Annotated in this window: 7 protein-coding genes; 1 reads left to right on the top strand and 6 read right to left on the bottom strand. The window is 43.7% G+C overall.

Going from position 1 to position 12,676, the window contains the following annotated elements; all coding sequences use genetic code 11:
* Nucleotides 1-27: 27 nt before the first annotated feature.
* The 6 genes from AAFP11_RS13990 to AAFP11_RS13965 all read right to left on the bottom strand — a co-directional run bounded on the left by AAFP11_RS13990 (nucleotide 28) and on the right by AAFP11_RS13965 (nucleotide 10,957).
* Nucleotides 28-2,871, bottom strand: a complete 2,844-nt coding sequence (locus AAFP11_RS13990; RefSeq protein ID WP_341737614.1) for a CHAT domain-containing protein — start codon at nucleotides 2,869-2,871, stop codon at nucleotides 28-30.
* Nucleotides 2,872-2,891: 20 nt separating this feature from the next.
* Nucleotides 2,892-4,076: a DUF1822 family protein gene (locus tag AAFP11_RS13985; RefSeq protein WP_341737613.1), complete on the bottom strand. Its 1,185-nt coding sequence runs from the start codon at nucleotides 4,074-4,076 to the stop codon at nucleotides 2,892-2,894.
* Between the two features lie 5 nt (nucleotides 4,077-4,081).
* A complete protein-coding gene (locus AAFP11_RS13980) occupies nucleotides 4,082-5,575 on the bottom strand; it encodes a hypothetical protein (RefSeq protein ID WP_341737612.1) in 1,494 nt (497 codons plus the stop codon).
* Nucleotides 5,576-5,869: 294 nt separating this feature from the next.
* Nucleotides 5,870-8,587 carry a pentapeptide repeat-containing protein gene (locus tag AAFP11_RS13975; protein WP_341737611.1) on the bottom strand — a complete coding sequence of 906 codons (2,718 nt, stop codon included), beginning with the start codon at nucleotides 8,585-8,587 and terminating at the stop codon, nucleotides 5,870-5,872.
* A 33-nt stretch (nucleotides 8,588-8,620) separates the two neighbouring features.
* Nucleotides 8,621-9,748: a DUF1822 family protein gene (locus tag AAFP11_RS13970; protein ID WP_341737610.1), complete on the bottom strand. Its 1,128-nt coding sequence runs from the start codon at nucleotides 9,746-9,748 to the stop codon at nucleotides 8,621-8,623.
* A 282-nt stretch (nucleotides 9,749-10,030) separates the two neighbouring features.
* Complete coding sequence (locus tag AAFP11_RS13965) at nucleotides 10,031-10,957, bottom strand: trypsin-like peptidase domain-containing protein (RefSeq protein ID WP_341737609.1); 927 nt, start codon at nucleotides 10,955-10,957, stop codon at nucleotides 10,031-10,033.
* A 113-nt stretch (nucleotides 10,958-11,070) separates the two neighbouring features.
* Here AAFP11_RS13965 and AAFP11_RS13960 point away from each other — a divergent pair, with 113 nt between their 5' ends.
* Complete coding sequence (locus tag AAFP11_RS13960; protein WP_341737608.1) at nucleotides 11,071-12,666, top strand: IS1182 family transposase; 1,596 nt, start codon at nucleotides 11,071-11,073, stop codon at nucleotides 12,664-12,666.
* Nucleotides 12,667-12,676: the final 10 nt, after the last annotated feature.

The following is a 12,676-nucleotide window of genomic DNA, read 5'->3' as shown; positions in this document are numbered from 1 at the left end:
TTTGGAAGAATTATGTCTGATCTTGTATCAACTATATATATCTGTCAAAAATTTTTGTGCTGCTTTTGTAGACCAGTTATTTTTATTATTCACCATATAATTAGTAATACAATATATTACATTTTTACGGTCAAGCATTCTCAGTAATTTTATTGCCTGCTCCTCGATAGTATCAAGATAGCGCTTTATTTGCGACTCACGGGAACGAGCATTAGCTCTCATTTTGGAATTTTTTTCTAGAGCTTTTGACATATCATAATCACTAAATCCATACTCAACAAGTTGTTCAACAATTTTATCAGTGAGATTACATTCTTTAAATTCCAAAAGGCTTTCGGCGGCTAAAAGATATGCCTGATCTTGATAAGCTCCATAGCACCCATCCTGAAACTCAACTAACGCTTTCATAAACTCTTCTTTCTTCTCCTTCTCCACATCCTCCCGCCCAAACCACAGCAAAATAACTTGTTTCCACTGCTTCTCAAAAATCCGATAAATTCCCAACCCAGGATTATCCGGTACATGATGTAAAAAATAACCCCAATCATCCACCCCCAACGCCGCAAAATACTCCTGAAAAGTGGGATGATAAAACGCATAAACCTGTTCCTCTGGCCTTTCCGCCGCCACACCAACCCGATTAATCCAACCCAACTGCAAAGCTAACTCACACAAAGGCTCATCCGTTTCTCCCAAAACCTCCCGCACCCAACCCTGACGCAACCGAAACCGCGACTCTTCTTGTTCCATTCCCCGCAAAGCTAACGTCGTCAAAGCTTTGTTTAACTCCCGTCGCTGCTGGGAAGTTGTGGGGAATTGCTGGCGCTTCCACTCATACACCGCCTCGGTAAACTGCGCGTATAAATCTGCCTGAGTTTTGGTAGTAAAATCTCCTTGACGGATGTGCCAAGCTAAACATAACAACGTCAGTCGCAAAGGATTTTTCACCGTATCTCGCAACCGCGCATTTTCTGATTCTGCTAACTTCTCGCACAACCTTTCCCCTAAATCTGACTGCTGAAAAACACTTCTAATAAATTGGGGAATTTGTTCCTCTTCATCAAAATCTAAATTGCGATAAACATCAAACTCAGCTAAAGCATTTTTCCCCGCATCCCACACATTATACCGACAAGTCAACACCACCCGCGCCTCAGCCATCCATCCCCGCAATTGGGATTTGATCTCATCCAAAGGATTACCCGCGCTCATCTCATCAGCAGCATCCAGTAATAACCAAACTTGATGATTGTTAAACAGTGTCACCAAATCTTGGCGCATTTGAGCCGTGACATCCGCTACATTTAAGGCAATTTTTAGCCACTTTTGCAGTAGATAATCTTCTAAACTGAATTTACCCAAATCCGCTAAGGAAACCCAAATCGGCACAACTTCAGTTTCTGCCAACACCCAATCCGCGATTTTTTGCAATAGCGTCGTTTTTCCCGAACCCGGTTCGCCAATAATGCCGATGCGTTTGCCTTTACTTTTATCAGTTTGTCCTTGCTTTAATACTTGCTCAAAAAACTCATCATTTTTAAATGTCTTGGTAATTTCATACTGAGTTTCCGCTCCGTATAATTGCGAACCTTTTTCCGGTATAATTTCTTTGTCACGTTTAGATGTCTGCTTTCTCTCCACTAAACCCAAGGGTACATAAACATCATCGACATTCAAATTCAATCCATCATTCGCCATCAGCGAATTACTGGTTAATTTACCTCGATCGGGTATGCTTCTGTGACACGCATCACGCCAATTAATCCCTGGTGCAATCCCCCGTAAGTCTTGCCAAGTCACGGAATTTTCTGCGGGATTTTGACAAATTACAGGCAACCAAGAAGCACAGGGAGACTCTTTTTCTACTCCATGCAACCGTTCCCGCGCTTCTCTGACAGCTAGATATAAAATATTACCGCTAGAAAAGGAACTTAAAAAATATTTCAAAAATTCTTTAGCTACAGAATCGGGTACAGGTTCCCGCATCGCGATGATTTGGGGAATCTGCAACTCGGCTAAATCTCTGGCAATTCCCAACCCATCGCAGGAATTAAAAATCGCTAACTGCAACCCTCTTTCGATCGCTTTTTTCAGAGCTAATTTTAAATCTTCAACCGTCAAACTTTCTTGAGAATTGATATACATTTTCCCGGTAGTACCATCAGGTTGACTGCTACTGTGTCCGGCAAAAAATAAAATATCCCATCCCCGATCGTCCCAAAGTTGCTCGTGAAATTCGTGGCTTTTTGGTTCAACCAAAAATACGGTTTCCGCATCGGGCAAACTATCCAAAAACTGCTTGTCTGCATTGATATCGAGGCGGATTCCAGTTCGAGGATCGGGGGGAGAGGAATCGCCTAAAATAGCCAATATCCTCACCTTAGCTTTGGGCTGCACCGATTTGTGAGCGCGATCGAATGTAGGGGAAGAAAGCGCCACTTCTGCAAAACGGTAACGTTCAACAAATAAGTCCCACAAATACCAAGGTAATCGCCGCAACTGGGGATTTTCAGTCTGGACAATTACTCGCACAGTCTCTCTGGTGTTTACCTTTTCCAGGAACTTCTCTTTTATGGGGCGAAATGTCTCGGAATTGAGCCAGTTATTTAACTCGTCTTTTAAAAGCTTGCTGTTTGCGATTAAATCAGTATCTGAACGGTTGCTGATTTGTGCTGGTTTTGGTGTCATTCTGCCAGACACCTTTTGGCGGTAATCTGACTGCCATCGATCGTACAATGAATCGATCGCAGATGCCGGGAGTTTTCCGAGGAAGGAGGTGTGAAAACCGCCCTCTTCCCACACCTGTAACGTCACGGGAAAACCCCGTTGAAAGTCTCCCTCTCCCAGACTCAAAACAACTAATTTACCCATGACTTACCCTTTACTCTCAGTTAGATAACAAAATCTTCCACAAGACTCGCATCGCCTAAAGCCACTTTAACACTAAACCGCTCCCCAGGCTCACCGCTAAATTCCAATTGTATCCAATTATCCGCTTGGCGCGATCGCGCTTCCAAAAACACCTCACCAGCATCATCCAATACAATCATCTGCACGTCGGGCGGCAAGTAAGTTTGACCGCCACCTGGTCTTAACTGTAAAAGGATATTCCATTTATTGTTTGATTCAGGACTTAAATAGACAATTAATGCGACCGGATGACCTACTAATTGAATTCCTAAATCTATCATTCTACCCCGTGCTTGAGCCGGGCGATCGCCTTCATTTTCTTCGGTTCGACTTCCCCCTCTAGCTGCTAACAAATTCACACCATGAACTTCCACTAATTCATCCAAAAAAAACCACAAGTTAGAAAAAATACTTTTAGTCAAACTCACAACTTTTTGCAGGGCAAATTCCTTCCCTATTCGGCGATTGTAAAGCTGTTCCCTCAAATCCTCAACAGCTAACAGCGCCCCCCACTGGGCAAAGGGTATCTTCAATCTAGGTGAATAAAGTGAAGGTTGACCCAAATCACCTATGAACCTTTCTATTTGGTTATGAGATAATGTCGGTAACGGTTGAATATCGGCTTTCTCGGCAGGACAAAGTTGCTGAGAAACCCAGAGAGTATTCAGGTTTTCAAACAGAGCCTCTACATCGAGGGAATAAGTGCGATCGCCCCCATCATACCTTCCCTCAGTTTTCAGTTTGCGATGGGTGCTGAAACCCCACACCCGCAACCATCCATCCTCCAAATTCACCTGCACAGCCAGATAATAATCCGCCGCCAATGCAGGAATATCCACCCATTCTTGAGGCACGGAAAATTCATCGGTATCGATGGTTTCACTGGGAATGATTACTAGGCGACTTTTGCCCAGATTCACGGCAAAACCAGTCACAAATTCCCACAGGTTTTCTGAGGATGCAAGTTGGACAGAGGTTTCGGATGCGGCTGAAAATTCAGGTGACAAAACTGCCAGGGTTAGCCGATTTAAGAAAGCCCGATGATGTGCTGCTTCATAGGAGTAATTTTGGGTTACAGGCCAAGCTGTTTTCTGTTCGCTTTCGGAAAACTCTAGCCAGAGTTGATGGGGACAGGCTAGGCTTAATTGTGCTAAGGTTAATGTCATTGTAATTATCTCCGTTCTAGTGTTAACAGGGCGTAGGGGGCGTTGGCTAAAAATTGTTCTACTAACAATGCTGATGACTTATCGATCGCGCTGAGAGAACAGGGTTTGAGTGCAAGATTTTGGTGCAACCAATTGTGTAATTCCGTTTGCAAAATTGTTTTAACTTGCACTAATTTTCCTTGCAATTCAGTTGGTGTTATGTTAAGATTGTGGGCGATCGCTCTTTCGTCTACTCTCTCACATCCATAGTAGTGGCACAACAGGGTAATTTCCAACTTCAGGGCTGGATGCAGCTTTAACGTGGTTTCCAAGAATTTGTACAGAATCGCGTTTTGGCAATACCAAGTCAGCCATTCATCAAGCAGAGTTGAGAGGCGATCGACATCTTTTACACTCAAGGTAACATTTGCTTGGGTTTGACTCCACTTCACCAAACTTGTTAACAGATATTTTTTGTAGCTAGTTAACTGTCGCGAAATTTTATATTGCTTGATGCCAAATTCTTTACCGATGTAACTTTGGTTAAACCCAGTAAAGCCATGTTCCAAGATTAACATTTTTCTGGCATCAGGAAAGTCACGAGAGAGGGATATGATCGCACTGGCTAATTCAGTTGTCATCTGTTGCAGGCGATCGCATTGCTCCATTTCTTGCTGTCTGTTCGATGCTTGCTGCTCGGATTGCTCAGCGGTTTCTAATTCTAACTCCGGGTTTTCTGCATCCAGGGAATCAAATTGAATGTGAGTAGATGCTCGCAGCGCCTTAACACAAGTTTGCAAGAATGCTTTGATTTCCGGCACTGTGAATGGTTGAATGGAGTGGGGGAATCGTTGTTCGGTGCAAAAAAGGGCGATCGCCTCCCATTGTTCCGCTGTTGGCTCCGGTAATCGCTGATTTATGCCTGCTTTAACTGGGGCATAAACTGCTAAAAAACCTTGCCAAGTTAGGAAGCAACGGGATAAATTTGGCTCTGGAATTCCGAAGTTTTGCAAAGCACTTTTCAGACCTTTTTTCGGGGTACTCCGTAGCAGTCCCCAGTCACTTTGCCTTTGTGTTGGGTCGTTTTTACGCACTTTGCTCATAATAGCGTCGCGCAGAGGCCGATAGAGATAGGTTTGGATTTGGCTTTGGGTGCGATCGAACTTAGTGCACAATTCTACCGCTCTGTCAACCATATAAAGTTTGGCAATTTGCAAATAATCTGCCAAAGTCAGCTCCGGTGTCTGGAAGGCGTCGTAAGTGGATTTCGCCGCCGAATAGCAAGCAACATCCACATAAGCAAGTAGATGGCTGAGTGCTAAGGAATCTGAGTTATTCTTAGCAGCTTGGTTGCAGAAATATTTCAGCAAAACAGTTTCATTCTTTAGCTTTGGAGCGGCATCGAGCAAGTCTTTTACATTTTGTCTTAGCCGAGGATACTGCACTTTACGAGGGTAGGGATTGACTTCATAAGAAGTCGAAAATCGAGCAATAATTATCTCTGTCATTCTATCTGTCATTCTAGTGACTACTCCCAGATCATTTTTGAGTGGCTGAAGTTATATCGATCGCGATCGGGCAAATTATGCGATGAGGAATTAGCCGAGGTTTTTGGCGGCGACTTCAGTTTGAGTAAGGATGGGGAGTTGGGGATTGGGAGGGGTATTTGGAGCAGGGGTTTTCCAGAAACCGGGCTATCTGGAGTAGGGTGGCGCATGAGTACCTCGTTGGGGGGCTGTATGGCTTGCTATATATGTATCGTGGGGAATTGGGAAAATTATGCAGTTTCGTTGGGAAGTTGTTTTTTGGAGGTGTTAGGGATTTTGGAGCGATCGCCATGTTGGGGGCACTTCGGCGGGGTTTTGACAGATAACCGGCAGCCACGAAGCACAAGGAAAGTGATTTTCTAGACTTTGCAACCTCTCCCGCGCTTCTCTTACTGCTAGATAGAAAGATTTACCGCTAGCGAAGGCGGTGAGGAAGTTTTTCAAGAATTCTTGTGCGACGCGATCGGGGACTGGTTCTCGAAAAACAATAATTTGCGGAATGTGCAATTGAGCCAGTTGATTCGCTAATCCTAAGCCGTCGCAAGAGTTGAAAATGGCGATTTGCAAGCCGCGTGCGATCGCGGTTTGGAGAGCATTTTTTAAATCGGGAATGCTGAGCTTATCAGTATCGTTGATATAAATATAACCAGTGCTGCCATCCATTTCGCTGGAAGTGTGGCCGGAAAAGCATATGATATCCCAGCCTTCTTCTGACCACAATTCTGCATCTAATTGTTGCCGACTGGGCGTAATAATCAATGCTGTTTCTGCATCTAACTGTCCTAGTAACTGTTTGTCTCGATCGACATCAATTCCTCTATCATAACCCAAAATTGATAAGATTCTGATTCTGTTTCTAGTAACAGCAGTTTTTAAAGTTCGGTCATAAAAAGGTGAACTTAAAGCAATTTCAGCTTTGCGGTAAGACTTGATAAAATCCCACAGATGCCAAGGGAGGCGGCGCACATTAATATTGTCGGATTGAATAATAAACTGTATTTCATCCGAACGGTTGAATTTCTCACGCAACATTCTATCTATAACTCCAAACCCCTCTGAATTGAGCCATTTGTTTAATAAGTCTTCTAACTCTTCAGCAATTTGATAAATCTCTATTTTAGAAATATTGCTAATTTGATTCTTTTGTTTTTTTATTCGATAGCTCAATTCCAGCCGATGATAAATTGACTGCCACTTTTCATAAAGTACAGAAATATTTGGCGCTGGTGGTAACTTACCTACTCCCTGGATTGGTAGTCTATCGCTCCCTGTCCAAATTTGAGCAATAACAGAAGGAAATCCTTTCTCTAAGTCCCCACTTGCCAGTGTGAGGACAACTAAATTAACTGCTGTTTGGCGTTCAGCTATAGCTTTAACTTCAGACTCGTTAACAGGAACATTAACGGCTGGCTTCGCCAAGACATCAAGAATTCTTTCCATCTGAGAATTTTGCAGAATTAGCTGCTGGCGATAAAGGATTATTTGCTGATCTTTGCTTTCTAGTTTAGCTTGATATTTTTCCTCTATGGCTTTGATGCCAAGTTCATAATATTTGGTAAATTCCCTATGAATCTTTTCTTTGTTACTATCTGGGGGAACGTTAACTCTAACAACTACAACTCCATCGCCTTTGTTTTCGATGCTTTGGATGGTGAGTTCGGTATCTTCATTCTCAACTTGCATTTGTTGGAAGGCAGGGATAAAGGCTTTCCAGTCAACGCCGTTGCGGAAAATTAAGTCAATATTAGTTAGAACAGCTTGGAATAATTTGGTAAAATCTCCTGGGGCAAATTCGCCACTACTGGGACGGCGTTCGCGGTCATCAGTTCCAGCTTTTGGAGATTCTAAAAGATAAATAAATCTACAATCGACATTATCCAAATTAGTGTTACTTTCTATATTCCATGCTTCAATACAAGCACCTGTGATTTGAGCGCTGCTGAAGTCAGTACCAATTGCTTCTGTGAGCGCTAAATTTGCCATTTCTAAATTCGCTTCTTGGAAAGTCGCCTCGCTGATATTTGAGCCTTTAAGATTAGCACCTCTGAGGTCTGCACCTATCAAATTGGCTCCTCTCAAATTAACGCCAACATATGATTTATATTGACCGTTACCAGTAACCAGTAATGTGCGAATGGATACAGGCTCTAAGATAGACTTACCAACTCTGGCAAAAAGCATTTTTTTTGCTTTATAGAAGAGAGTACGAGTTAGATTTGCTCCGATAAATTTTGTACATTTGAGGGTTGCTTGCGTGAAATTAGCATCAGTTAAATCAGCACAGCGAAAGCTGGTTCCACCCGTAGCAGCAAAGGCAGTAGCAATCTTCCTAATCAAGGCAAATTTTGGCTCTCCAACAGAGGCTTGCCAACCAATGTAACCACCAAGTAATACAAAAAGACTAGCTACAGCCCCAACTTTGATTCCAGCATAAACCAATGTAGCAAGCAAAGCTGCAATCAACGTCGCAACTCCAGCATAAGCGGCAGATGCTACCACAGCCCCAGCTAAAGCTAAGGCAGCCAATACAGTGCCACTTACGAACAGTACCACAGCGCCCGGTAAGCCGACTGCCACAGGCAATGTTGCAGTACCAGTCACAGCCATAGCTATGCCTACAATTGCAGCTACAGCCACAGCCCATATAGCTGCTTCCAAACCTTTGCGAATACTAGAAACAAAGAAAACAGCAAGTAGTATTAATCCGATCGCGGTGGGAACATTGATTAGCACATAGTAGATCCAAGCACTAGCGATCGCGGAAGTTAATCCCGATACTCTTGCTAGTAAAAATGAAACTATTACTAAGAAAATAGCCCAGTGATGTTGCAGTCCAGCTTTGGCATAACTGAAGTTAGCCCCTCTTAAAATCGCATTGCTAAAGTCTGCACCTCGAATGTCGGCGTAGCTAAAATTGGCTCCTGTTAGGTCTTGACCTTTAAAAGATCGTCCTCGCAGATTTTTACGGGAGAAGTCTTGACTCATATTTAGTCAAACAGAGATTGGGCAAGCAAGCTGTTATATAAGGAAATCTTCTATGACGCTAGCATCTCCCATAGCAACTTTGACACTAAAACTTTCTCCTGCTACACCACTGAACTGAAGTTGAATCCAATTATCAGCGTCTCTGGATTGGGCTTCTAAAAAGGTTTCTCCAGACTCATCCAGGACAATGAGTTGCAAATTAGGCGGTAAGCACTCTTGCTCACCAGTAGGATACAGCCGTAACAGTATGCCTAGTTCTCCTTCTGGGTTGAGAGCTACCACAACAACAAGGGCTACAGGGTTTCCTGCCAGTTGCATTCCCAGATTGATCGGCTTACCCATTCTCACATCATCTGCCGTCCGTCTTCTCGATCGAACTAGATGTGGGCTTCCCGCGCCAAAAATTGATTCGAGAGTCTGCCAACTTGCATCAAAGACATTCTCAAACCACTGGCTCAAAGGTACTGGCTCAAGTAAATGGAGGTACTGATGATAGTTATGGGCAATCTCTTGAAGTATGGGGCGACAGCTCCGGTCCCAACGTGAGTAAATCGTGATTGGGGGAATTCCAAATTTCTCTGCTAGTGCTGGTACACTTAACTCCGGTTTGTTTAGGTATCGTGCTTGAGCTATGGCTTGGCAGTTGCATTTTGAGCAATTTGCAGGATAACAATTTCTTAGCTTTCCCTCTGGATCTCTCTCTACATAACGTTTGAGAACTAAACTCTGCGTTTGGGATTCCTCTTGTTCCAGCCAATGATCGAGTGTCCTAGGATCTGGTAGCTGCTTTATAAAAGTAGTTTCTCCCTCTTCACCTGTTATTGCGTTATCTAGACTTAGAGGTAGCTTTCGGCTGCGGTACAAATCGTAAATATCAAAACGGAGAAATCTATTAACCCATCTGACAAAATTTTCTCGCAAAACAGATGCTGGGGCTTCATCTATTTTCAAACCAAGAGTCCCCATAAATCCATCAATTTTTTGCCGAATATCCTCTGAGCTTTGGTCTACAGCTTTTGAGTAGTCTGGGTGACGGTCTTGCCAAATACCTGGGAGATGTGGAATCAAGGATAGTAGATGCTCCAAAGCCTTTGTGTACTCTGGACTCTCAATAGGGTAGTGATAAAGTTTTCTGATGAGTTGGCCTAACAGTTCGTCCATAATCCTAAATCAGGGAAAGGGGGTAGTCCTAATCAAAGAGGATGTTCTCGAAAATTTTGGGAAAACGTCCTATCTGCAAGTAGTCGAGTTTAGTTCAGTAAATTATGCAGAAACCTCAGAAAAATTTGCGGTACTTTCTTGTGTTCCCGTGCCTGCATAGTTTTATACGGTTGGCATTAGCTATAGAGCGCAGCCAATGAACCTGCTCGGTATTTGGTATTTTTTGCTACAGTAATCGGGTTGGCGGTGTGAACTTATTCAGCTTTTTCCTCTCCACATCGCCTAAAAATTTATGCGAACTTCCCGTAACTGTCGATCGCGCTCCACAGTCAACAGCATTGTATCGGGGCTACCTTCCAAAAACCTCAGCAACTGGTCAATTTGTCGCAACCGGCTGCCGTTAACTGCCACCAGCCGATCGCCGCGTCTCAATCCTGCCACCGCCGCCACAGAACCCCTTTCCACCGACTCGATGGACAAATTAGAGCGATCGATATTCACCCCCAAACGTCTCGGAGAACCTGTCTCGGACGAATTTGTTTCCGGGGAACTTCTTCTAGCAATTACCTGTTGGATAAACCGTTGCGCCACGGGTGCGGAAGTTGCAAAGCCAATCCCCGAATTGCTGCGGCCGTCAGGACTCAAAATCGCCTTATTTACCCCAATTAATTGACCTTGAGAATTCAGCAACGGGCCGCCAGAATTCCCAGGATTTAAGTTCGCATCCGTCTGCAAATCTCCATTACGCCCAATGCGACTGAGAATTCCCGTTGTGAGAGTTCCCGACAGCCCAAAAGGACTGCCAATGGCGTACACCCGCTGACCTACTTGAATCCCTGAAGTTTCAGCTACAGGAATCACCGGAAAGTGATCGTTTGTTTCCAATTGAATCAAAGCTAGATCGTTAGCGACATCTGTTGCTAGCACTCGCCCCCGATAGCGATTACCATTACTGTTAACAACTGCCACTAAACCCTGTCTTGCACCCCGAACAACGTGTTCGTTTGTGAGCACTAAACCGTCGGCACGCACCACACTTCCCGAGCCAGAACTACCGCCAGCATTAATCGTCACAAATGCGGGCAGTGCCCTTTGATAAACTTGAATTCCCACTTGTTCCGAATCCCCACGAATAGGAGGTTGAGGGGAAGTTTGGCGGTTTTGAGCGAGGATGGGTTCAGCAGGAGAAATGGCGATGGGTAGAGGCATCGCAGCTTCTAGGGCGTCGGTACAGTATTAAAAGTTGACAAAAGTAGAAAAGGATGATAAGTGAATCTAGGAGCTTGTTAAATCCTAACAATCAGGAAAAAGAAAAAAACCCTATGCGTCCTCCCTTATGGCATCCTCCAATTGAGCTATCAGACCATGAAGCGTTGATTATCAAACGCATTAAACGAGCCAAGCTATTCACCTTCCTGCGACTTAACCGTTTATTCATCTTTAATGATGAGTTCCAAGAAGAACTCGCTACCATTTTTAAAGACAGCACCGTGGGTAATAGCCCAGTTCCTCCGGCACAAATTGCCTTAGCAATTATTCTGCAAGCCTATCTAGGGATTTCTGATGATGAAGTGATTGAAGAAATGCTAATGGATCAGCGTTGGCAGTTAGTTCTCGATTGCCTTAATTGTGAAAATCCCCCTTTCAGCAAACCGACTTTAATTAGATTCAGAAATCGATTAATTAAAAAAGAATTAGATCAACGTTTAATTGACCGCACGGTAGAAATTGCCAAACAAAAAGGTGGATTTGGCTCATCTCAACTCAAAGCAGCTTTAGATTCATCCCCGTTATGGGGAGCTGGGAAAGTCGAAGACACATATAATCTATTGGGTCATGCTTTGCGTAAGGCGGTGAGTGTGATAGCTGCTGTGCAGGGGAGGGAGCCAGCAGAAATTGCCCTGGAAGCCGGTGCACCCATCCTGAATAGTTCCAGCTTAAAAACGGCCTTAGATTTAAACTGGGATAATCCAGTAGAACGTCAAAATGCGCTCTTAATTATCTTAAATAGCTTAAATTCCGTAGAAGAATGGATACAAAGCCAGGCTAATTGTGATGACTTTGAAGCGGCTCAAGATTCTTTGTATGTTGCCCGAGTCATTGAATCCCAAAATGTGACTTTAGACTCTCAAGGAGTTCCTAATCTGGCTTTTGGAGTAGCCAAAGATCGTCGCATTTCTATTGAGGACTCCGATATGCGGCACGGGCGTAAAAGCCGGTCTAAAAAAATAGATGGATATAAACGCCATATCCTCAAAGATTTAGAGAGTGGTGTAGTTTGCGCGGTGGCGTTGACTCGCGCTAATACTCCAGAAGCCACTGCTACAGTTGACCTAGAACGTGACTTAAAATCTCAAAATATTCACCTAGCTGAGTTACATATTGACCGGGCTTATTTATCTAGTCATTGGGTTACACAACGAGATAATAAATTACAGATATTTTGTAAGGCGTGGCCTGTCAAAAATTCTGGACGGTTTGATAAAAATTCTTTTTTTCTTGACTGGGATACGCATTTAATTAGCTGTCCCAATCAGGTAAGTATCCCATTTGAACCCGGAAAAACTGTTCATTTTCCTTTGAGTGAATGTGCCATCTGTCCTCTGAGAGCCGACTGTACAAACAGTAAAAAAGGACGTAGTGTATCAATTCATCAAGATGAAGCCTTAATGCAAGAGTTGCGAGCGCGTCAGTCCACTGCTATTGGTCGCCAAGACTTGAGAAAACGTACTACAGTTGAACATTCTCTGGCTCATATTGGGCATTGGCAGGGGAATCGTGCTCGCTATATTGGACAGCGGAAAAATCTCTTCGATCTACGGCGAGTCGCTGTTGTCCATAATCTTCATGTCATTGCTCGAATGGATCAGGTTCTGCTAATTAAACCGGGCATAGAATCTAAGTCATTGACCGGGTAATTTCATACAT

Source organism: Microcoleus sp. CAWBG640, assembly GCF_020883015.1.
Lineage (GTDB): Bacteria > Cyanobacteriota > Cyanobacteriia > Cyanobacteriales > Microcoleaceae > Microcoleus > Microcoleus anatoxicus.
This window is presented reverse-complemented; position numbering and strand designations above follow the sequence as displayed.

Bases quoted from the DNA above. Each gene is read 5' to 3' on its own strand.
- AAFP11_RS13980 (WP_341737612.1), bottom strand. From the start codon at position 5,575: ATGACAGATAGAATGACAGAGATAATTATTGCTCGATTTTCGACTTCT.
- AAFP11_RS13975 (WP_341737611.1), bottom strand. From the start codon at position 8,587: ATGAGTCAAGACTTCTCCCGTAAAAATCTGCGAGGACGATCTTTTAAA.
- AAFP11_RS13985 (WP_341737613.1), bottom strand. From the start codon at position 4,076: ATGACATTAACCTTAGCACAATTAAGCCTAGCCTGTCCCCATCAACTC.
- AAFP11_RS13990 (WP_341737614.1), bottom strand. From the start codon at position 2,871: ATGGGTAAATTAGTTGTTTTGAGTCTGGGAGAGGGAGACTTTCAACGG.
- AAFP11_RS13970 (WP_341737610.1), bottom strand. From the start codon at position 9,748: ATGGACGAACTGTTAGGCCAACTCATCAGAAAACTTTATCACTACCCT.
- AAFP11_RS13960 (WP_341737608.1), top strand. From the start codon at position 11,071: ATGCGTCCTCCCTTATGGCATCCTCCAATTGAGCTATCAGACCATGAA.
- AAFP11_RS13965 (WP_341737609.1), bottom strand. From the start codon at position 10,957: ATGCCTCTACCCATCGCCATTTCTCCTGCTGAACCCATCCTCGCTCAA.